Annotated in this window: 20 protein-coding genes; 15 read left to right on the top strand and 5 right to left on the bottom strand. The window is 65.4% G+C overall.

Translation table 11 applies throughout. The features are described from left to right. The 4 genes from WAN02_RS15900 to WAN02_RS15885 all read left to right on the top strand — a co-directional run. Positions 1 to 374: cytochrome P450 (locus WAN02_RS15900; protein WP_422265170.1), on the top strand; the 374-nt coding region annotated here is incomplete at its 5' end. Between the two features lie 68 nt (positions 375 to 442). Then, positions 443 to 658: a ferredoxin gene (locus WAN02_RS15895; protein WP_422265168.1), complete on the top strand. Its 216-nt coding sequence runs from the start codon at positions 443 to 445 to the stop codon at positions 656 to 658. Further along, positions 655 to 2,175 (top strand): class I adenylate-forming enzyme family protein, encoded by a 1,521-nt coding sequence (locus WAN02_RS15890; RefSeq protein WP_422265166.1) that lies wholly within the window; start codon positions 655 to 657, stop codon positions 2,173 to 2,175. Before WAN02_RS15895 ends, WAN02_RS15890 begins: the two co-directional genes overlap by 4 nt. A 332-nt stretch (positions 2,176 to 2,507) precedes the next feature. Continuing rightward, positions 2,508 to 3,203 carry a TetR/AcrR family transcriptional regulator gene (locus WAN02_RS15885; RefSeq protein ID WP_422265165.1) on the top strand — a complete coding sequence of 232 codons (696 nt, stop codon included), beginning with the start codon at positions 2,508 to 2,510 and terminating at the stop codon, positions 3,201 to 3,203. Positions 3,204 to 3,527: 324 nt separating this feature from the next. Here the strand turns inward: WAN02_RS15885 and WAN02_RS15880 are convergent, their stop codons facing one another. Next, the gene (locus tag WAN02_RS15880) at positions 3,528 to 4,706 is read right to left on the bottom strand and encodes an acyl-CoA dehydrogenase family protein (RefSeq protein WP_422265164.1); all 1,179 of its coding nucleotides are present in this window, start codon (positions 4,704 to 4,706) and stop codon (positions 3,528 to 3,530) included. Then, positions 4,706 to 5,938 (bottom strand): acyl-CoA dehydrogenase family protein, encoded by a 1,233-nt coding sequence (locus tag WAN02_RS15875; RefSeq protein WP_422265163.1) that lies wholly within the window; start codon positions 5,936 to 5,938, stop codon positions 4,706 to 4,708. Before WAN02_RS15875 ends, WAN02_RS15880 begins: the two co-directional genes overlap by 1 nt. 500 nt (positions 5,939 to 6,438) lie before the next feature. On the opposite strand from WAN02_RS15875, the gene WAN02_RS15870 reads away from it, so the two are divergent. Both WAN02_RS15870 and WAN02_RS15865 read left to right on the top strand, forming a co-directional pair. Then, positions 6,439 to 6,855: an ester cyclase gene (locus WAN02_RS15870; protein ID WP_422265162.1), complete on the top strand. Its 417-nt coding sequence runs from the start codon at positions 6,439 to 6,441 to the stop codon at positions 6,853 to 6,855. 103 nt (positions 6,856 to 6,958) lie between these two features. Continuing rightward, a complete protein-coding gene (locus tag WAN02_RS15865) occupies positions 6,959 to 8,077 on the top strand; it encodes an NDMA-dependent alcohol dehydrogenase (RefSeq protein ID WP_422265161.1) in 1,119 nt (372 codons plus the stop codon). A gap of 160 nt (positions 8,078 to 8,237) precedes the next feature. On the opposite strand, the gene WAN02_RS15860 is transcribed toward WAN02_RS15865, so the two are convergent. The 3 genes from WAN02_RS15860 to WAN02_RS15850 are packed head-to-tail and all read right to left on the bottom strand — an operon-like array spanning position 8,238 to position 9,800. Further along, entirely contained in the window at positions 8,238 to 8,591 is a 354-nt protein-coding gene (locus WAN02_RS15860) for a hypothetical protein (RefSeq protein ID WP_422265160.1), read from the bottom strand. Beyond that, positions 8,588 to 9,028 (bottom strand): hypothetical protein, encoded by a 441-nt coding sequence (locus tag WAN02_RS15855; protein WP_422265159.1) that lies wholly within the window; start codon positions 9,026 to 9,028, stop codon positions 8,588 to 8,590. Before WAN02_RS15855 ends, WAN02_RS15860 begins: the two co-directional genes overlap by 4 nt. A 28-nt stretch (positions 9,029 to 9,056) precedes the next feature. Further along, positions 9,057 to 9,800 carry an SDR family NAD(P)-dependent oxidoreductase gene (locus tag WAN02_RS15850; RefSeq protein ID WP_422265158.1) on the bottom strand — a complete coding sequence of 248 codons (744 nt, stop codon included), beginning with the start codon at positions 9,798 to 9,800 and terminating at the stop codon, positions 9,057 to 9,059. A 120-nt stretch (positions 9,801 to 9,920) separates the two neighbouring features. On the opposite strand from WAN02_RS15850, the gene WAN02_RS15845 reads away from it, so the two are divergent. The 9 genes from WAN02_RS15845 (at position 9,921) to WAN02_RS15805 (ending at position 20,466) form a co-directional block, all read left to right on the top strand. Then, positions 9,921 to 11,363 carry an aldehyde dehydrogenase gene (locus WAN02_RS15845; protein WP_422265157.1) on the top strand — a complete coding sequence of 481 codons (1,443 nt, stop codon included), beginning with the start codon at positions 9,921 to 9,923 and terminating at the stop codon, positions 11,361 to 11,363. Positions 11,364 to 11,470: 107 nt separating this feature from the next. Continuing rightward, positions 11,471 to 12,619 (top strand): acyl-CoA dehydrogenase family protein, encoded by a 1,149-nt coding sequence (locus tag WAN02_RS15840; RefSeq protein ID WP_422265156.1) that lies wholly within the window; start codon positions 11,471 to 11,473, stop codon positions 12,617 to 12,619. Between the two features lie 110 nt (positions 12,620 to 12,729). Further along, entirely contained in the window at positions 12,730 to 14,247 is a 1,518-nt protein-coding gene (locus WAN02_RS15835; RefSeq protein ID WP_422265155.1) for a class I adenylate-forming enzyme family protein, read from the top strand. Then, positions 14,244 to 14,696 carry a Zn-ribbon domain-containing OB-fold protein gene (locus tag WAN02_RS15830; protein WP_422265154.1) on the top strand — a complete coding sequence of 151 codons (453 nt, stop codon included), beginning with the start codon at positions 14,244 to 14,246 and terminating at the stop codon, positions 14,694 to 14,696. Before WAN02_RS15835 ends, WAN02_RS15830 begins: the two co-directional genes overlap by 4 nt. Further along, positions 14,693 to 15,844, top strand: coding sequence for a thiolase C-terminal domain-containing protein (locus WAN02_RS15825; RefSeq protein WP_422265153.1), 1,152 nt, complete (start codon positions 14,693 to 14,695; stop codon positions 15,842 to 15,844). The genes WAN02_RS15830 and WAN02_RS15825 overlap by 4 nt, the downstream gene beginning before the upstream one ends. Before the next feature lie 43 nt (positions 15,845 to 15,887). Next, the gene (locus WAN02_RS15820) at positions 15,888 to 17,093 is read left to right on the top strand and encodes an aromatic ring-hydroxylating oxygenase subunit alpha (RefSeq protein WP_422265152.1); all 1,206 of its coding nucleotides are present in this window, start codon (positions 15,888 to 15,890) and stop codon (positions 17,091 to 17,093) included. Next, complete coding sequence (locus WAN02_RS15815) at positions 17,090 to 18,049, top strand: GNAT family N-acetyltransferase (RefSeq protein ID WP_422265150.1); 960 nt, start codon at positions 17,090 to 17,092, stop codon at positions 18,047 to 18,049. Before WAN02_RS15820 ends, WAN02_RS15815 begins: the two co-directional genes overlap by 4 nt. 72 nt (positions 18,050 to 18,121) lie before the next feature. Continuing rightward, on the top strand, positions 18,122 to 19,306 hold the full coding sequence (locus tag WAN02_RS15810; protein WP_422265149.1) for a CaiB/BaiF CoA transferase family protein: 1,185 nt from the start codon (positions 18,122 to 18,124) through the stop codon (positions 19,304 to 19,306). Beyond that, positions 19,303 to 20,466: a thiolase family protein gene (locus tag WAN02_RS15805; RefSeq protein ID WP_422265148.1), complete on the top strand. Its 1,164-nt coding sequence runs from the start codon at positions 19,303 to 19,305 to the stop codon at positions 20,464 to 20,466. Before WAN02_RS15810 ends, WAN02_RS15805 begins: the two co-directional genes overlap by 4 nt. Positions 20,467 to 20,562: the final 96 nt, after the last annotated feature.

The following is a 20,562-nucleotide window of genomic DNA, read 5'->3' as shown; positions in this document are numbered from 1 at the left end:
GCATCGAAGCAGCGGTGTCGCCTGGTCGTTCGGTGACGCATGACACCGAACTTGCCGGGGTGCAACTGCACGCCGGTGATCAGCTGCTGCTGATGTTGAACGGCGCAAATCGCGACGGCGACGAGTTCGCAGATCCCACCGAACTGCAGTTAGACCGCAGTCCCAACCGTCACCTGTCCTTCGGGGCCGGGGTGCACCGCTGTCTTGGGTCCCATCTCGCCCGCGTCGAATTGCGGATCGCTCTGGAGGAGTTGCTCCGTCGGATCCCCGACTGCGAGCCCGACCCGGATCGCCCGCCGACCTCGCACGGCGCGCAGGTGCGCGGCGTGATGCAGATGTTCGTCCGGTTCACCCCGGAGACCACGACGAGCTGAGTGCTTCCACGGGGGCACCGATGGCCGACTCTTGACATCTCAAATAGACTGTGCGAGAGGATGATTCGATGAGCGTTCGACTTCGGGTGGATAGGTCCGCGTGCGCGGGGCACGGACTGTGTTACGGCACCGCGCCTCAGATCTTGGATTCCGATGATCAAGGCGATCCGGTCATCGTGATGGATCCGGTTCCCGACGAATTGCAATCGCTGGCGCGCGATGCGGCCAGAAACTGCCCGGAACGAGCCTTGACCGTGGAGACGATCGACCAGAGCGGACGATGACTGCACGAGTGACCGACGGTCTGGCCTTCTGGGCCAGCGCCGCGCCTGAGCGGCTGGCGATCGTCTTCGACGGTCATGACGCAGTCGACTATCGCGCGCTCGACCAGTGGACGGACAATGCCGCACACGCGCTCACAGCGGCGGGCCTGCGACACGGCGACCGTGTCGGAGTCGTCGGGGCCAACAGTCTGGAATGGTGCGCCGCTGCCATCGGTGCGCTCAAGCTCGGTGCGGTGGTAGTGCCTTACAACAATCGGTTCACCAGTTCTGAACTGCGCCAGCTGGTCGACGACTCAGAGCCCGCAATGGTGCTGTCGGACGAGGACGCCCACCCGCGGATGGTTGAGGCCGTGGCGGGGACCAGTGCACGGCTCGTAGGGCTTGGCGACTTCACCGAGCTGCGACACATCGAGCACCGGCCCTACGCACAGCCCGCGTCTGGGTTCGACGACGTGGCGATCATCATCTACACGAGTGGGACGACGTCGGCGCCGAAGGGCGTGACCATCACCCATCGCAGCGCCTTCAGCTTCATCTCCGAGTTGGCGATGGCCGAACCGGCGCTGCGACCCGGCGGACGGATCATCTACACACTGTCGATGGCTGGGGCCCCCGGCCTGCCCTGGCACGTGCTGCACCCCTTGACCCGCGGCATGACTCTGTTCTACGAGAAGGGTTTCGATGCGGAGGCAACCCTGGCAAGGCTCGCGGACGAACGCATCGAGGTGATGTCGGGCGTTCCGGTTCAATTCGAGCGGATGGCCGCCTTGCCGGACTTCGCCGACGCCGATCTGTCCAGCTTGAAGCTGGTGACGATCGCCGGTGCACGCGCGCCGCTGTCAACCATTCAGGCCTGGCTGGGCAAGGGGGTGCCGCTCCGGCAGGCCTACGGCATGACCGAACTCAACGGCATCTCCACCCTCAACTCTGCCGAGGACGCTCTCAAAAGACCTGAATCCATCGGTCGCGGTTCGGTGTTCACCCGGCACCGCGTCGTGCGGCCCGACGGTACCGACTGCGACCCGTGGGAACGTGGTGAGATCGTCGTGAACGGTCCGTCGATCACCCCGGGGTACTGGCGCAATGAGGCCGCGACTGCCGCGGCGTGGCGCGACGGCTGGTTTCACACCGGTGATCTCGCAGTGCGCGACGGTGATGGCTTCATCCAAGTGGTGGATCGGATGAAGGACCTGATCATCTCCGGCGGTTTCAACATCGCCCCCTCCGAGATCGAGGCCGTCATCAGCGCGGTGCCTGGCGTAGAAGAGGTCTGCGTCATCCCGACCGCGGACGAGAAGTTCGGCGAGACCCCAGCGGCTATCGTCTACGCGTCGCAACCACTGGACGCCTCGACCATCGTCGATCATTGCCGGAATCACCTCGCGGGCTACAAGATCCCCCGATTCGTGATCGTCGAAACAGCCCCACTACCGCGGATGGCCAGCGGTAAGATCGCACGAAGGCAGATCCAAGCCTCCTACGCCGACCTCGCCGCGTCGCAGCCGCGAGTCGGTTAGAACGTCACCCGTACCGAGATGCCCCTAGGACAGCATGTAGCAGCAGCGGGTGTGACGGGGCACCTTGCGGGTGGCCCGGATCTTCGAAGCCGGTCAGGCCCCCGAGGCCCATCGCCTGCTGGATGCAGGTGGCATCCGGGGTCGGATCATTCTGACGTTCTGGAGCCACGCCGATCGAACTCGGCTAGTTTCGGAGGGTCGGCGAGTCCAGTTCCATGCGGTCGACAACCTGATGGCCCTAGGTAAACTGATCTTGAAAGCGCAACGATGCCGCCGTCGGGCACGATCGCGAAGGTCGCCAAATGACGCCGTCATGACAGATACTTAGCGACATGCCGCGTCCTTCGAAGCCATTGATCCAGCGTGATGCCGTGGTGGAGGCATCGATGAGGATCATCGACACAGAGGGTCTGAGTGCGTTCAGCCTCCCGCGACTCGCCCGTGAACTCAACGTGCGGGCACCTTCGCTCTACCACCACTTCGACGATAAGGCCGCAATCCTACGGGCTGTAGCCCGAGCCATCATGCTCGAGGTTCGAATACCTGATCCGAAGTCGGTTCCCAACTGGATCGAGTGGCAGGTGGCACTGAGTCTCGCGGCCCGTGAGTCGATTCTGCGTCACCGCAACGCGGCGCCGGTGCTCCTCGAATTCATGCCTCGCGACGTGCTGATCGCGGCATATGACCGCAGCGCAGCATTGCTCGGCGACATCGGCGTGCCGGCAGCCCAAGTCATGGTGATCATCGACGGTCTCGACAAGCTGACCATCAGCGCCGCGTTGAGCGAGGCGATGCGGAGTGCCGACGACGGTGGCAGGCTGTTTGGAAACGCGGCTCCGGCCACCGAGCCGGAACTGGCCAAAGCGGTCGCCGCGAACCGCCTTTCGACCGCCGGCATCTTCGCCGAGTCCATCCGTAGCTTTCTGCGGGGCGCTGCACCCAGCGTCTCGGATTCGGCTCCTCCGCCGAGCCAATGGGTCACTTCTTCCGACGAGCAATGGCCGGTCGTGACGCCGGCCGCTTCCTGATGAGATCGAGGATGGGCGACGACCGCCGGACCACGCGCTCCTAGTCGATCCCCGGACACCCGCCGGCTGAGCCCCCGCTCAGGGCAGATCCGTATCTCATGCCCAGCCCCGTCCTTGGACGATCGACGAGTGGGGGCCGCGAGAAGTGTTGATACATTGGATGACTCGTATGCAGGACGATGCCCAGCCTGGCAGATCGTTGGAATCGCCCCGTCGCCCGCGTGTGGTCTGTCCCAAACCGGCCCGCGGACAACGATGGGGCAGCAGCGATGAGCAAGTCCTCGTGCCGTCAAGAAGCAAACATCAACTCCGAACGGAGGGCACCTAAGCGCTCCGGTCTTGATCTACGGACGAAGGCGGGTTCGTGAGCCGTGCGTAGCGGGCAAGATGTTGGTCGGTCGTACCGAACTCGTACTGCAGGGCGGTAAGGCGTTTGAAGAAATAACCGATGGCAAGTTCTTCCGTCACGCCCATGCCGCCGTGCAGCTGAACGGAGTTCTGACCAATGAACCGGGCCGCGCGCCCGATCGTCACTTTCATTGCCGACACGGCGCGCGCACGAACGTCGTCCTTTGCTTCGAGGTTGAGCACCGCCAGATAGACCGCTGAGACTGCCTGTTCGAGCTCCATGTACATGTCAACCAAGCGGTGTTGCAGCACCTGGAAGCTACCGAGCGGCTGCCCGAACTGTTGACGCTGTTTGCAGTAGGCGACGGTGTCTGCCAACACCTTTCGCATGCAACCTACGGCTTCGGCCGAAACCGCCACCGCACCTTCGTCGACGGCCCTTGCGATTGAGGGCCACGCGTCGCCAGCGTCGCCCAGCAGCGCACCCGCGGGGAGACGTACGCCATCGAGAATTACATCGGCGGCACGTCGATCATCGATCGTGCGATAGCCATGGACCGCGAAACCAGGCGCCGGAGTCGTGGCGTCGAACTCGGCAAGGAAGAGCGAGACTCCGACCTCATCGGTGCGACTACCCGAGGTTCTCGCACTGATCAACAGATGAGTAGCCAGCGGTGCGCTCAGCACGACGGTCTTGTCCCCGTGCAGCACCCACTCGTCCCCGTCGCGCACCGCGGTGGTCGACACGTCCTGGAGGTGGTGGCCGGACGTCGGCTCCGCGGCGGCGAATGCGACGATGGCCGTCCCAGCAACGATTCTCTCCAGGACCGACCGTGCGGCGTCACCGTCGGCGCGCGCGAGCAGCCCGCCGGCGACCACGACGGTGTCGACGAACGGTTCGATGACTAGCGCGCGACCTAGCGCTTCGGCGATGACCATGAGTTCGACCGATCCACCACCCATTCCACCGACCGCTTCGGGAAGGACGGCGCCCAGGATCCCTAGTTCGTCGGCGAAGGAGCGCCAGACGTCGGGCTGCCAGCCAATGCCGGTCTTGGCGACACCGCGGCTCTTCTCGAGGTCGTAGCGACTGCTCAGAAACTTGTTGAGTCCGCCGCGGAGCATCTCTTGTTCGGGCGCGAGAGTGAAGTCCATCAGAGTCCCAACGTTGCTTTGGCGAGGATGTTGCGCTGGATTTCGTTGCTGCCGGCGTAAATGGAGCCGGCCCGGTCGTTGAAGTACCGCAGGGGTGCCACCGCCTGCCACGGTTCTCCACTGACATAGCCGTCGGAGGGCGGCTCGAACTGCGATACCGGCCCGCCGGGGAGAGTCGCGTGGGGTTGGTAAACCCGTCCGCGGGGCCCGGCCGCCTCGAGGGACAGTTCGGTGAGGGCCTGACTCAACTCGGTACCGAGGATTTTGAGCATGGACGAGTCGGCACCCGGGTGTCCGCCGCTGGCGGCCGCTGCCAACACTCGGTATTCGAGTACTTCGAGAACCTGTGCACGGACTTGTGCGGCCGCGAGCTTCGACGCGAATTGCGGGTCGTCGAGAAGCCGCCCGCATGCGGGCCCGGGTTGCCCAGCCGCTGCGGTGGCGATCCGTTCGGCCATCACTTGCAATCCCGGTGCCACGGCTCCGCCCCCGCGTTCGAACTCGAGTAGATACTTCGCAACCGTCCACCCGTCGTCGATGGCACCGAGCACGTTTTCTTTCGGCACCCGTACGGCGTCGAAGAAGACCTGGTTGAGAATCAGGTCGCCGGAGGTCATCGCCAGGGGATGGATCTCGATTCCCGGGGACGCCATGTCGATGAGCACGAATGTGATGCCCTGTTGTTTGCGTTGACCGCGAGACGTGCGTACCAGTCCGAACATCCAATTCGACTCGGCAGCATGTGCGGTCCAGATCTTGCTGCCGGTGCACAGCAGTGCGTCGCCGTCGTCGACGGCGGCCATCGACAGTGAGGCCAGGTCTGACCCTGATTCGGGTTCGGAGTAGCCCTGACAGAAGAGGACCTCGGCAGAAAGGATGCGCGGCAGGAAGTAGGACTTCTGATCGGGGGTGCCGAACGCGATGATCGCGTGCGCGACCATCTGGATTCCTTGCGGCGAGAGGGATGGCGCTCCGGCTAGCGTCGATTCCCGGCTAAAGATGTAGTGCTGAGTGAGACTCCAGTCGCAGCCTCCGTGTTCGATCGGCCATGCCGGCGCGGCCCAGCCGCGGCGGTTCAAGATCAGCTGCCAGGCCAGGCTGGCCTCTTGGTCGGCATAGACACTGGTCATCAGGTGCCCTGCCTCCCTCAGTTCGGGCGTCAACTGGTCCTCCAGGAAGCTGCACACCTCTTCCCGAAACGCCAGGTCGGTTGCCGACCATTCGATGTTCATCTGTTCCCCTATCACTTGGTCTGGGGTGTAGCTGGTCGACTCCTGGTCGGCCGGGCCTGCCGCCAACGTGTTCTCGCACAATGCCGTTGACTGCCAGTGTGGTCGTGCGCCGGCCCGGCTCGCCGCCACAGCCGAAAGACCTAGCGCTCCCAAGCGCTGTCGTGAAACGGACTGCGACCAATGTCGTAACCTAACGTCTTGAGATTTACCGGTCAAGCACTGCTTTACTGCTGTCCACCGGTTGGTCGTGCCCACCGGTTGTTCGGTCGAGGGTGAGTACTCCGGCCGGCGCCAGTCGGTCATCCATGTAGCAGCTGCGAGCTGCTACATCGTGGTGATCGGCATTGCCTACGCGGTCCGACCGTGTTAACGTCCAACGACGTCGACATGCATGTCGATTTAGGTGCATCGCGAACACCGCGCCGATGTTTCGACGCTCCAGGAGCCGAAGATCGTGGCCAGTTGGGGTTCAATTTCGTTACAGATAAGGAGGTCTCGACGTGGGTGAACTCACCGAGAGAGTGCAACACCTATTTACGACGGCACTCGATGTCGGGGACATCGACGGCTACCTATCAGGGTTCGGCGAAAACTGCATCGTGCGCGCACTCGGTCACGAGTTCAATGGGCAACAAGCATTTCGCGGTCTGCTAACTGGCTACCTGACGGCGTTCAGCGAGAATCGGCACACAGTGATCGGATCCGTTGAGACTGCTGACTGCGTAGCCGTCGAATTGACGTGGACCGCACGCCACACCGGCCCGCTGTCCATGGGTGGGCTGAATCTCGAGAGCACCGGGAAGCTGATCGAATGGACGCTCTGCGAGTGGGATTGGTTCAGCGACGACAAGATCGTGCGGAGCCATATCTATGCCGACCAAGCGCAACTGGCCGGTCAGCTTGGTATCGGCGGTTAGGTGTTAACAGGCGCCCATGTCGCATGCATGCTCAAAAGCGTTCGAGGACGGGGTGAGCCGATGATCGGCAACCGAGAAAAGGGCAACCGAGAAAAGGATTGATGTGAAGACGCGGGCGGCAGTCTTGCGGAACTCTCCAGGTGAATGGAAGGTCGAAGAGGTCGAACTCGACGAACCGAAACGTGGTGAAGTGCTCGTCGAGATGGTTGCGACGGGCCTCTGTCATAGCGACGACCACATCTCGGCCGGCGATGCTCCGGTGGCCCACCTGCCCATTGTCGGCGGACACGAAGGTGCCGGAATCGTCCGGAAGATCGGCGGTGGTGTTCACGGGCTCGAGGAGGGCGATCACGTGGTCACGTCCTTCGTACCCAGCTGCGGCGAGTGTCGTTGGTGCGCAACTGGATTACAGAACCTTTGCGATAACGGCGCGCTGATTTTGATCGGCCACCAGCTAGACGGAACCTTCCGCATGCACACCGATGACGGACTCGACATCGCCACCATCGCCCTACTGGGCACCTTCTCCCAGTGGCAGGTCTACGACCAGAAGTCACTGGTCAAGATCGAGAAGGACATTCCACTGGAGATCGCGTGCCTCGTGTCGTGCGGTGTCGCGACCGGTTTTGGATCTGCCGCGGCCGCCGGTGAGGTGGCGGGCGGTGACGTCGTCCTTGTCGCAGGCGTCGGCGGCGTGGGGATGAACGCAGTTCAGGGCGCACACCTTCGCGGAGCCGCACACGTCATCGCGGTCGACCCGGTCGAAGCGAAACGCAAGTGGGCCTTGGACTTCGGTGCTACCGAATCCTTCGAATCCATTGCTGCCGCGATGTCCCGCATCCACGAGTTGACCAATGGCCAAGGCGCCGACGCGGCGATCCTCACGGCGAGCTTGGTGCACAACGCGTTGATCGGTGAGGGTTTTCAAGCGATTCGGAAGGGCGGCACCGTGGTGGTCACTGGTGTGAGCCCCGTCGTGGAGGATGCACCCGTCCCGGGCCTGAACGCCTTCGGCCTTTCGATGATGCAGAAGCGGATTCAGGGCGCACTGTTTGGGATGCAGCCGCCACGCAAGGCGGTACCGATGCTCCTCGACCTATACAGAGCGGGACGACTCAAGCTGGATGAGCTCGTCACCAAGGAATATGCGCTCGATCAGATCAACGAGGCCTATGACGACATGCGTGAAGGACTGAACATCCGCGGTGTCATCCGCTTTTAGACCGCCTTCGGTCCTTCTCGGGCAGCGGGAGCTTGCAATGACTGGGGGCCGCGCCTCTCATTCTGCCCCATGGCACGAACCAAGGAGATGGAGTTGCCATCGACCGCGGGATGGAACCGGCCGTAGCAGATCTCGTGCTCCGATCTGCGCAGCCCGTCCGCTACGACCTCATCCTGGCAAAGGTGCGAACACAGGGGGCGCCCCGACCGCCAACGACCGGCCGATCCTGCAACGGGCAGTCCGCACCGCCGGGGCCTTCGCGCTGTTGGTCCGAACGGGATGCGTGGCTGGCCGTCGATTCGGCTGTCCCGCGCGCCCAGCGACCGATCTCATCCCACAGCCGGTGACGCGTGCTCGCGAAGTTGTGACAATGCCCTGAGTTGGGCAGGACCAGTAACGAGACGAAGTCGCTGCCCGTGTAGAAGGCGGGTTCGCGGCGCGGGTACTCCACGACGTCGTGATCGCCGAATGCGATCAGGACGGGCACTGCGACCCGGCTGACGTACTCGGTCAAGAAGCCCGCAGTCGCCGTCTCCGCCGCGCGTGCCCGATCCCGATCAGCGGAAGTGAGTCTCGTGCGGGCAAGTCGGGATGCAGGGTGCCCGCTGCGCTGCGCTGGCGGATCTGCTCGACCACGGCTGCGTCGGCGCAGGCGACACGCGCGAGGCGGACCTCCTCGGGGTCTGCGGGTCGAGAACTCTCACCGACTCCGAGGTGGTCGACGGCGATGACGATGAATCCTCGAGCCGCGAGGTGCTCGGCGAAGCTATAGCCGGGGTGACCGGGGACGTCGAGATGCCAGTAGTGCTTGTCATAGGTCCCCCCGGAAAGACCGCACAGGATGCCGAGGGGTGATGCCGTGTCGGGGAGGAAGATCCATGCCGACTGGGTCAGCGCCTGGCCCGTGTCCCATGCGGCGGTGACGTCGAAGCTCAGTTCCAGCGGGTTCATCGTGAGACTCCTTGCGGTGCCGCAGTAATCAGGCGCGCCACAGGTTGCGGCCGGCACGGGTCAAGGCGACGCTGGGCACCACGGCGCGTGCCGACAGGCGTGTGATGGCCATGACGATTTCGGCGACATCGGCTGCGGTGAGCATGTCGCCACGATCGAGAGACTCTCGGATGGTGGTGGTCATGTCGGTGTCGACGTAGCCCGGGCAGACCGCGCTGGCGGTGACGCGGTTGACGTACTCCTCCTGGGTGACGGTCTCGCACAGCGACACCAGCGCGGCCTTGCTGGCTCCGTAAGCCGCGAGATTGGGTTCACTGACCAATCCGGTGATCGAGGAGAGGGCGATGACCTTTCCGCCATGGTCGGGCCGAGCCGCTGCTGCCTTGCGAAGCAATGGCAGGGCGTCCTGCACCAGCAGGAACTGCGCTCGGAAGTTCACGTTCAGCGTCAGGTCGACCGACTTCATCGATACGTCCGCGACGGCGCCATCGGTGGCAACCCCCGCGTTGAGCACGAGGAGGTCCAGGGTGCCACCGAAGCGATCCCCGTGTGCGGCGGCGAGCCGGTGAACATCGTCGTCGTTTCTTAGATCGCAAGGGACAGAGCTTATTTCGACGTTGCTCGCCGCGCGCAACTGCTCACACGCCTCGGCGAGGGACCGTTCGTGACGCGCGGAAAGGGTCAAGGAATAGCCATCGGCGGCGAGCCGATGAGCGATCTCGCGTCCGATGCCGCGTGATGCTCCGGTGATCAGTGCCGAACGGGTGGGCATGTGGGTTCCTCGATGGTCTCTGTGGCGTCTTGCTCTGCGCGAGTTCGTGCGCCTACACTTCTGGCAGAGTTTCGATATTGATGTCGATAGTATCCTGGCTCACAGAAAGCAGGTGTGCAAGTGTCCCAAGGGATCTTCATCGACGGGGCGTGGCACGCGTCGGCCGGCGAACGCTTCGACGTCGTATGTCCCTCGACCGAGCAGGTCATCGGTCAGGCCGGCGAGGCCACGGCGGTCGAGGTCGACGCCGCGGTGAGCGCGGCGCGCCAGTCGTTCTCGACGGGACCGTGGCGCAGGCTGGACGTCACTGATCGGGCGGCGGTGATCGATGCCGCAGCGACGGGTTTGGCTGCGCGCAAGGCGGAGCTCGCCCGGCTGATCACCTCGGAAATGGGTGCGCCGCTGGCCATGTCGACAGCGACGGTCGACCGCGCGGTGGACACGATGAGGTCTATCGCCGACCTTGCGCGGACCACCTCGCTAGAGGAGTTGCGGCGGCACGGGGCGCCGGCGCTGGTGGTTCGCGAGCCCATCGGGGTGGTGGCGGCCATCGCTCCGTGGAACGGCCCGATCGGCATGGCGGTGGGCAAGATCGTTCCCGCGCTACTGGCCGGCTGCTCGGTGGTGTTCAAGCCAGCTCCCGAAACCCCCCTCGACGTCGCAATCCTGGTCGACGCGCTGCGCGAGGCAGGCGTACCTGCTGGCGTGCTCAACGTGGTGACCGGGCGCGCGGCCACGGGCAAGGCGCTCGTCGAGCATGCCGGGGTCGACAAGGTCAGCTTCACCGGATCGACGTCTGCGGGCCGCTACATCGGTTCGGTCTGCGGCAGCCAGTTCAAGCGCACCCAGCTCGAATTGGGAGGGAAGTCCGCGGCCATCGTTCTCGACGACGCCGATTTGGAGCAAGTGCGCGCTGGGTTGTCCGTTGGCTGCTTCATGAACAGCGGGCAGGCCTGCGTGGCGTTGAGCCGAGTGCTGGCGCCACGACGCCTGTACGACGAGGTGGTGGCGTTATTGGGCAAGGCAGCCGACGCGTGGCAAATCGGAGATCCATTCGCCGCGGAGACCACGATGGGTCCGCTTGTCTCCGCCGCGCAGCGCGAGCGGGTGGAGTCCTACATGCAGCTCGGTGTCGATGCCGGCGCCACGCTGGTGCGGGGCGGTGGCCGTCCGCCAGGGCTGTCCACGGGGTGGTACGTCGAACCGACCGTCTTCGCCGACGTCGACAACTCCATGCGCATTGCGCGCGAGGAGATCTTTGGTCCCGTCGCGGTGGTGATTCCCTACGATGACGTCGACGAGGCCGTGGCCATCGCCAACGACTCCGAGTACGGCCTGCATGGGGCGGTCTTCTCCACCAATCCCACCCGTGCGTTAGACGTGGCGCGGTCGGTGCGTACCGGCACCTTCTCGCTCAACAACTTCGTCTACAACAATCGCGTCCCGTTCGGGGGAGTGAAGGACTCGGGCATTGGCCGTGAAGGTGGCTTGGAGGGCTTCTTGTCCTACTTCGAACTCAAGACCATCAATCTCGACGCCGCCGCCGAGCAGTTGCTGCAGTAATCGCACGCCAGGCCGCAGCGTCGCGGCCGGCATGAAGACGTTCCCGTTCCCGGAGCCCCAGTCCGTACTGACTCGGCTCGCCGAAATCCACGAGAGGCCCACACGCCGTGAAGCGCGCAGTCTATGACCCGGTGCACGATGAATTCCGGGATTCGGTCCGCTCGTTCGTCAAGCGGTCCATCACGCCCTACGCCGAGAAGTTCATCGAAGACCGACGGGTGCCGCGTGAGACCTGGATGGCTGCAGGTGACGCCGGTCTCCTCGGTCTGCAGATACCCGAGAAGTTCGGCGGGGGCGAGGCCGATGACTACCGGTTCACCGCCGTGCTGCTCGAAGAACTCGCCCACAGCAGCGCCGCCCTGGCATCGGCGATCGCCATTCACGCCGACGTCGTGGCTCCCTATCTGGTCGAGCTGACCACCGACGAACAGAAGGCTCGGTGGCTGCCACGGTTCTGTACCGGGGAAACGGTGACCGCACTGGCGATGACCGAGCCGTCGGGAGGCTCTGACTTGGCCGCCCTGAAGACCACCGCGGTGCGCGATGGTGACGACTGGATCCTCAATGGGTCGAAGACCTTCATCACCAACGGCTACCACGCCGACCTGGTGGTAGTGGCCGCGCGCACCAACCCCGAGGCCAAACCCGCTCACGGCATCACCCTGCTTGCGGTGGAAACCGGAATGGCGGGCTTCGAGCGCGGCCGCAAACTCGACAAGGTCGGCCAACCCGAGGCCGACACCGCCGAGCTGTTCTTCGACGACGTCCGCGTTCCCGGCGCCAACGTGATCGGAGAAGTCGACCACGGCTTCATTCACATGATGCAAAACCTCGCACAGGAACGGCTCGGCACCGCAGTAGCCAACATCGCCCACGTCAAGGCCGTGCTGCAGGAAACCCTCGACTATGCCAAGGAACGGCGCGCTTTCGGCCAATCCATCGGCTCGTTGCAGGCCAACAAGTTCCTCCTCGCCGAGTTGATCACCGCAGTCGACGTCGCCGAGGTGTTCGTCGACAGGTGCGTCACACTGCACACCGCCGGTGAGCTGTCGCCGATCGCTGCGGCCAAGGCCAAGTGGTGGGCCGCCGACGTGCAAAACGACGTGCTCGACCACTGCGTGCAGTTGTATGGCGGGTACGGCTACATGACCGAGTACCGGGTCGCACGGGCATGGATGGACGCCCGAGTGAGCAAGATCTGGGCGGGATCCAACGAGATCATGAAGGAACTCATCGGTCGGGACGTGGGCTTGTAAGGCTCAGCAGCGGGCATTGCGCCATGCGCCGCTCGAGTTGTACTCTCGACGAAGAAGTTTCGACATGTATATCGAATACGGCGCGGCGAACGCGTGAGGACGATGAGCTGATGAGCATGACGGTGAGCCACGCGTTGCGATGGTGGGCTCGGCAACATCCCGATGACCTTGCCCTGGTCGTCGGCGACCAACAGGCCACCTACCGAGAGGTCGAGGACTGGACGAGCCGCGTCGCGCGCGACCTCGCCGCGTGGGGTGTCGAACCCGGTGACCGCGTCGGCGTGATCGGCCGCAACAGCCTCGAATGGGCAGTGGCCGCCTTGGCCATCGTCAAGTCAGGGGCCGTTCTCCTGCCCATGAACAATAGGTTCAAGGCCCGCGAACTGGCCGTCATCGCCGAGGACATGACACCCTCGCTCGTCCTCGGCGACGTGGACTTCGGCGCGACCATCGCTTCGCTGCCCGCAGCCCCGTCCTTTGCGGATCTCGCCGCCGTGACGGCCTTGCGCCAGGGCCCGCGCGATGACTTCCGCCGCGACCGCGACCCGGGTGACCCGATGATCATCATGATGACCAGCGGATCCACCGGACATCCCAAGGGGGTCGTCTACACCAACGCGAGCATCCTCGGCGCGATGTTCGAGTGGATGCTGATGGAGGACACCATCCGTCCCGGCCTGCGCACCTTCCTGCCGGTGCCCTTCGCCTTCGCGCCCGGCACCGTGTGGGGGCTGATGCGCACGATCACCATGGGCGGACTGCTGGTCTTCCAGAGCAAGTTCGACCCCGCGGATGCTCTACGACTGCTGCAGCGCTACGACATCCAGGTCTGTCTCGGCGGTCCGTTCGTCTACGAGCAGATGTCGCGGGTGCCCGACTTCGAGACCGCGCAGTTGCCCTATCTGCGCACGGCCATCACCGGTGGTGCGCGCGTTCCGGTCGACCTGCTCCACAAGTGGATGGACAAGGGATTGCGGATCCGTCAGCTCTACGGCATGAGTGAGATCGGTGGTATCGCCACGGCCACCAGCGCCGCCGACGCCTACGACCACCCCGACACGTGCGGCTATGGCGGCATCTTCAGCGAGGTCAAGGTCGTCGGCGAGGACGGCACCGAATGCGCGCCCGGTGAACACGGACACATCATCGCGCGGGGTCCGGCGTTGATGAGTGGGTATTGGAATGCCCCCGAGCGGACGGCGGAAGTGTTGCGGGACGGGTGGATTCATGGAGGCGACGTCGGGTACTGGACCGAGGAAGGTCGGCTGAAGTTCGTCGACCGCAGCAAGGACATCATCATCGCCGGTGGCATCAACATCTCGCCCGCCGAGATCGAAATGGTGATTGGCGCGATTCCCGGCGTGGAAGAGGTCGTCGTGGTGGGTGTGGCCGACCCGAAGTACGGCGAGGTGCCCGCAGCTATCGTGCGTGCCGGGGATGACCTGCGGGCCGAGGACGTGCTCTCGCTGTGTCGAGAAGAACTCGCCGACTTCAAAGTCCCCAGGCACGTCCTGATGATCGAGCAGCCCTTGCCCCGGCTGCCGCACGGCAAGATCGCCAAGATCGAAGTGCGCAAACAGTATTCGTCGTTCATCGCCGATCCCCGCACTGCGGCGGCCTCCGCATGAGCGCCACGCATGAAGCACTCCCCGTCGCGCTGCCGGTGGGACCGCAGGAAGCCATCGAGATCCCGTTCTGGGAGGGTCTGAGAGCCGGAGAGCTTCGCATCCAGCACTGTGGCGCCTGCGATTGGTGGATCTGGTCGCCTTCGTGGATCTGCCCGAAGTGTCACTCGTTCGACCCGCCGTGGGAGTCGGTTCGACCGCGCGGCACCGTTTATTCGTGGACCACGACGTTCCACGCGTTCCCGGCGTCACAGGAGTTCCGCGACGCCGTGCCCTACACCACCGCGCTCGTCGAACTGCCCGATGCTGGGGGCCGGCGCTTGCTGGGCATCGTGACCGGGCGCGCACCGGTTCAGACCGGTGCCCGCGTGGTCGGGTGGGTGCAGCCCGCCAGTGACCTTACCGGCGGATGGGCCGTGCTGCGCTGGACGACCGACGTGGAGGACCAGTGACGACATCGGCACTGCGCGGTGCGGCGGCGGTCGCCGGCATCGGCGGCACCCGCTTCTACAAACGCGGCACCGGCCAACCCGAGAAGCGGATGCTGCTCGAGGCCGTTCTGGCAGCGTGCAGCGACGCCGGGGTCGATCCCCGCGAGGTGGACGGCTTCACCTCCTACGGTGACGGCCACGACGAAGCACCCACGCTGGCCACGGCCCTGGACATCCACGACTTCCGGTTCTCGGTGATCTCCAGCGGCGGGGGAGGCGGCATCGCCGGAGCCATCGCCGCCGCCGCTGCCGCGGTAGTCACCGGGCTCGCCCGCTACGTCATCGTCTACCGTTCGTTGGCGCAGGCGGAATCCGGTCGCCAAGAATTCGTTCGGTACCACTTCACGTCGACCTACCGTGCCCAGGGCGTCGTCTCGGCGGTACAGAGCGGATCGCTACGCACCCGCCGCATGCTCGACGTGGAGGGAGTCCCGGAGGGCGCGATCGAGGCCTTCACCCTGGCCGTGCACCATCACGGCTCGACCAACCCCGAAGGGCTGGCCTACGGTCACACGCTCTCGCCGGAGAAGTACGCCGCCGGGCGCATGATCGCCAGCCCGCAACGACTCTATGACTGCTCGCGTGAAGCCGATGGCGCGTTCGCGCTGCTGGTCACGAGCTCGGAGCGGGCCAGACAGTTGCGGCAAGCACCGGCCTACATCCTGGGGGCCGAGCAGAGCGGCTACGGCGAGGACGCCGGGAACTCCGACCCCTACGCCACCTCGGGATTCCTTCCGGCGGCGCGGCGGTTGTGGGACAACACCGGCTACGCTCCCGACGACGTCGACGTGGTGCAGGTCTACGAGAACACCGCCGGCCCGGCGATTCAGGCGCTGATCGATCACGGTTTCACCACCTTTGCCGAGGCCGAGAAGTTCTTCACCGTGGACAATCTCATCGCACCGCACGGACTGTTGCCGGTCAACACCGCCGGTGGCAATCTCGCGGCCGGATTCGTCCACGGCATGGGGCTGCCCGTCGAGGCGGTACGCCAACTCCGCGGCACCTCGGCCAACCAGGTTCCCGACGCCGCGCTGTCGCTGTTCATCGCCGGTCCGCAAGCTCAATTGACTGGATCGGTGCTGTTCGGCACAGAGGCAACGCTGTGAACCGCCGCCCAGCCAGGCCCCACACCCGAGGAAGGACACCACGATGACCGAGATCACCCACCATTCCTACGTCGAGGACGCTCCGGAGAAACGCCAGGAGCGCATCAGGCGCGTCATCTCGCACCTGAAGAACCAGACCACCGACCTCTACGACGACTTGGCGACGATCCAGGCCACTGAGTACACCGACCCCGTTCTGGCCCAGCGGGAACGCGACCTGATCTTCGGCACGGTGCCCTCGATCGTCGCGCACTCCAGCGAGATTGGATCGCCGGGGTCCTTCGTCACCGTCCAGATGCCCCGCAACAACCTGATCATCGTCCGTCAGCGCGACGGGTCGGTGAAGGCCTTCGTCAACGCCTGCCGGCATCGCGGGGCGATGATCGAGTGCGAGAAGTCGGGCAAGAACCGACTCTTCTCGTGCCCCTATCATCGGTGGTCCTATGACACCGACGGCTCGCTGAGGACGATCACCCGACAGGAGACCTTCGGCGAGGAGGTCGACACCTCGGGCCTGAGCCTCGCCGAGGTGCCCTGCGAAGTGCGCCATGGATTCGTCTGGGTGGTCGACAACACGGACGCGAGCATCGACGTGGCCGACTGGCTGGGACCCGAGATGGACGCCATCCTGGCCAGCTACGGCATCGACGACTACGTCTGCTTCCGATCGGGCACCTTCGAGGAGGGCGTCAACTGGAAGCTCATGCAGGACGCGTTCCTGGACGGCTATCACATTCAGTACGCACACCCCAACACTGCGGGCAAGTTCATCCACACCAACATCTCCGTGCTGGAGGACTTCGGCCGCCACTGCCGCTGGATCAAACCCCGCAAGAGCATCGACCGGTGGATCGACGAGGATCCTGCGGACCGCCCCATGGAGAAGTACCTCATCGAGACGCACTACCTCGGGCCCAACAGCACGTTGCTCAAGCAGTCCGATCACCTGGAACTGCTGACCTTCCGCCCCCATCCGCAGGACCCGACCCGCTCGTTCATGGAGATGAGGGTCATCCCGCCCCGTGCCGAGGACACCGACCTCGACGAGCAACGGTGGAACGAGCTGTGGGAGAAGAACTGGGACATTCTGCTGCGGGTACTGCACGCCGAGGACTTCCCCATTCTGCGCAACAGCCAGACAGCCCTACAAAGTGCCGACGTGGGGCCGATGACGTTGGGGCACAACGAAATCGCGAACCACATCTTCCGGCGTGAAACCGCCAGGCTCCTGAATGTCGACGGTGAATGAGTGCGGTGACGCCGTTCGGGGAGGCCCAGCAGCCCTACCTGCTGATCGACTACCAGTGGCATGACACCCTCAGCGGCGATCTGCTCGACGAGCTGGCCGCGTTCTCCCGGGCCGCCCGGACCTACGACGCCGAGGCCGGCTTCACCGCCCTCGACGAGGTAGCCGGCCCGACCGACCCGGCCCCGGCCGGGTGGCTGGTGGCGCGCCGGAGGGTGGCAGACGGTGGGGTCGAGGAGCCGACGATGGTCGCGGTGGTGAGCGTGGTCGGCGTCGACGAGTTCGGGGTGGGCACGGCACGTCTGGTGGTGGCTCCGACGCATCGCTCCCAGGGCATCGCGACGCTGCTCCTCGAGAAGCTCTTCGCCGAGGCCGCCCCCGCCTGGTTCGGCACCGGGATACGCGGTGTCCGGGCCATCGCCGATGGGGACCACCCCGCCGCCGGGCGCATCGGGCGCACGTTCGGGTTCGACGTCGTCGAGGAGACCTGGTGGCTGCTGCGGATGATCCGCCAACCCGCGGTCGACGTCCCCGCCGGGCACGACGCGACCGTGACCGCCGTCGAGTCGGTGCAGCCAGCGGTACTGCACCACGGGGTCGCGGTGCCGGCCGGCGCCAGCACCGAGGGTCCCACCCGGACGCTGACCGAACGCGTTTACGCCCTGAGCACCGCTACGGCGGGTGCCACCGCAACCACCCGCCATGGCGTCGACGAATCCGGTCGACCCGATCAGCTGGCCAGGATGAGTTTCGGTCACGGCGTCGCACTGCTGGACCCCGAGGGCATCTTCGCCCTGCTCGACGAAGCGGTAGCGGGCCTGGCGTCGGCGGGGGCGGGGGCGGTGTTGGCCGAGGTGAACCCCGCGCACGGGGCGGTGGTACGAGCCTGCCGGCAACGGTTCTTCCAGCACGACCAGTCCAACCTGGTGTACGCAGTGCCCTTGGCGCAGCCCCGCTAACTGCGGTTTCACCCCCACCCTTGACCCGGGTTTCGGGGAACACTAGAATCGACATTGATATCGAAAGTGGGGATGACAGTGACTGCAGCGCCGCGGCCCTTGGACGGCCTCGTGGTCTTGGACTTCAGCCAGATCGTGGCGGGTCCGCTCGCCGCGATGGTTCTCGGTGACCTCGGTGCGCGGGTGATCAAGATCGAACCGCCCTCGGGTGACGCCGCGCGCCAACTCGGCAGCCGCGCCGCCGAGGGCTATCAGGGCATGTTCGAATCGTTCAACCGGGGCAAGGAGTCCATCGTGTTGGACCTGCGCACCAGCCAGGACCGCGAGCAGGCGCTGACCCTCGTCGAGAACGCCGACGTGCTCATCGAATCCTCCCGAGTGGGGGTGATGGATCGACTGGGTCTCGGCGTCGAGGCGGTCCGGCAGCGCAACCCGGGGCTGATCTACGTGTCGATCAACGCCTTCGGGGAGACCGGACCCAATGCCGACCGGGGCGGCGTCGACGTCGTCGTCCAGGCCGAGACGGGGTGGATGTCGATCACCGGCGAGCCCGACGGGCCGCCCACCAAGTTGGGGTCGATCCCCATCGACGCGGCCACCGGACACGTGGCCGCCCAGGGCGCGTTGGCTGCGCTGTTCGCGCGCACGCGCACCGGGCGCGGAGACGTGGTGCGGGTGTCGCTCTATGACGTGGCATGCAGCCTGCACACCCACGACTTCACCGACTACCTCAGCCGCGGGTGGGTGGCCAAGCGCAGCGGCAACTACCCCGCGGCTACCACCCCCTCCGGGGTGTACGCCACCGCCGACGGCAGCATCGTGTTGGCGGCTTACATGCCCCACCACTGGCAGAGCGCGGTGGAGATCCTCGACGACGATCGTCTGCGGTCCGATCCGCGATTCGCCACGATGAAGGACCGCATTCGGCACCGCGACGAGCTGCTGAGCATCCTCAAGGAGGTTCTGCGCAGGCGCACGACCGCCGAGTGGTCGGAGGCTTTCGAGTCGGCCAGAATCACCTCCGGCGTCGTCCGCGACACCGGCGAGGTCGCAGAATCCGATCAGTTCGCCGCCGCGGGCCTGGCGGTGGAGCTGACCGGGCGCGATGGCGAGCCGGTACGGACCATTCGCTCTCCCGCCCGCTACGGGTCCTTCGGCTGGCGGCCGGCGACCGCGGCACCGGCGCTGGACGCCAACCGTGCTGCGGTGGACCGCGACTTCGGCCGCGACCTTCCCGCGGCTGCTCCCGCCCGATGAGCACGGGAACCGCCATCGCGGGCCTTGGACTCACGCAGGTGGGCAAGGTCTACGGCCGCTCGGCATCCCAGTTCGCACAGGATGCCATCCGGTTGGCCGTCGCCGACGCCGGTCTCAGGCTTGCCGACGTCGACGGCGTGCTGGTCAGTGCCGGCAAGTCCGGCGGCGTGGACTTGACGATCGCCGAGGATCTCGGGCTCAGTGATCTGTCACTTCTGTTGAGCGTCAACGCCTTCGGATCCAGTGCGGCCAGCATGGTGGCTCTCGCGTCGGCGGCCATCGAATCCGGCAGCGCCCAGGTGGTCGTCTGCGTGTTCGCCGATGCCCCGCTGCGCGAAGGTGTGCGGGGGTCGGAGGTCTATGCACGCCCAGCGGCCCGCGGATTCGGCGGACACCTGTCGGCCAGCGGCATCACCAACACCACCGCCTACTACGCGCTGGCCGCGCAGCGTCACATGCAGGCCTACGGCACCACCTCGGCGCAACTGGGTGCCATCGCGGTCGGTCAGCGCGCCTGGGCCACCGACAACCCGGCGGCGCAGATGCGCGCACCGATCAGCCTGATCGACCATCAGACCTCCAAGTTCGTCGTGGAGCCACTGCATCTGCTGGATTGCTGCCTGGTCTCCAATGGTGGTGCGGCCGTCGTGGTCACCACCGCCGAGCGGGCCAGGGCATTGGCCCAGCCCCCGGTGCACGTCTGGGGATGGGGGCAGGGCCATCCCGGGTACAGCTGGGAACGCGGAAGTCAGTTCGGGCTCAGTACCGGCGCGGTGCAATCCGGTCAGGCCGCGATGAAGATGTCCGGCATCACGCCCAGCGACGTCACGATCCGCGAAATCTATGACTGCTACACCTACACCGTGGCCGTCACCCTGGAGGACTACGGGTTCTGCGGCAAGGGCGAGGGCGGCGAGCTGGCGGCCAGCGGTGCCTTGGCGCCCGGCGGCGCTCTGCCGACCAACACCGGCGGCGGTCAACTGTCCTCCTACTACCTGTGGGGCTTCACCCCGTTGGTGGAAGCCGTCATCCAAGCCCGCGGGCACGGCGGCGCACGTCAGGTCGAGGACAACGCCGTGGTGCTGGTCAGCGGAAACGGCGGGATCCTGCAACACCATTCGACGCTCGTACTGAGCCCCACCGGAAGGACGAACCGATGACGTTTCCCAGCGTCACCCGCAACACCGAGTCGACGCCCTTCTTCGACGCCGCCGCCCGGCAAACCCTGCTGGCGCGCCAATGCAGCTGCTGTGGCC

The sequence above is a fragment of the Mycobacterium sp. genome (assembly GCF_049281135.1).
Classification (GTDB): Bacteria; Actinomycetota; Actinomycetes; order Mycobacteriales; family Mycobacteriaceae; genus Mycobacterium.
The sequence above is the reverse complement of the archived record's forward strand: the minus strand, read 5'-3'. Positions and strand labels throughout refer to the sequence as shown.

Bases quoted from the DNA above. Each gene is read 5' to 3' on its own strand.
- WAN02_RS15895 (WP_422265168.1), top strand. From the start codon at position 443: ATGAGCGTTCGACTTCGGGTGGATAGGTCCGCGTGCGCGGGGCACGGA.
- WAN02_RS15890 (WP_422265166.1), top strand. From the start codon at position 655: ATGACTGCACGAGTGACCGACGGTCTGGCCTTCTGGGCCAGCGCCGCG.
- WAN02_RS15885 (WP_422265165.1), top strand. From the start codon at position 2,508: ATGCCGCGTCCTTCGAAGCCATTGATCCAGCGTGATGCCGTGGTGGAG.
- WAN02_RS15880 (WP_422265164.1), bottom strand. From the start codon at position 4,706: ATGGACTTCACTCTCGCGCCCGAACAAGAGATGCTCCGCGGCGGACTC.
- WAN02_RS15875 (WP_422265163.1), bottom strand. From the start codon at position 5,938: ATGAACATCGAATGGTCGGCAACCGACCTGGCGTTTCGGGAAGAGGTG.
- WAN02_RS15855 (WP_422265159.1), bottom strand. From the start codon at position 9,028: ATGAACCCGCTGGAACTGAGCTTCGACGTCACCGCCGCATGGGACACG.
- WAN02_RS15850 (WP_422265158.1), bottom strand. From the start codon at position 9,800: ATGCCCACCCGTTCGGCACTGATCACCGGAGCATCACGCGGCATCGGA.
- WAN02_RS15835 (WP_422265155.1), top strand. From the start codon at position 12,730: ATGAGCATGACGGTGAGCCACGCGTTGCGATGGTGGGCTCGGCAACAT.
- WAN02_RS15830 (WP_422265154.1), top strand. From the start codon at position 14,244: ATGAGCGCCACGCATGAAGCACTCCCCGTCGCGCTGCCGGTGGGACCG.
- WAN02_RS15820 (WP_422265152.1), top strand. From the start codon at position 15,888: ATGACCGAGATCACCCACCATTCCTACGTCGAGGACGCTCCGGAGAAA.
- WAN02_RS15815 (WP_422265150.1), top strand. From the start codon at position 17,090: ATGAGTGCGGTGACGCCGTTCGGGGAGGCCCAGCAGCCCTACCTGCTG.
- WAN02_RS15810 (WP_422265149.1), top strand. From the start codon at position 18,122: ATGACAGTGACTGCAGCGCCGCGGCCCTTGGACGGCCTCGTGGTCTTG.
- WAN02_RS15805 (WP_422265148.1), top strand. From the start codon at position 19,303: ATGAGCACGGGAACCGCCATCGCGGGCCTTGGACTCACGCAGGTGGGC.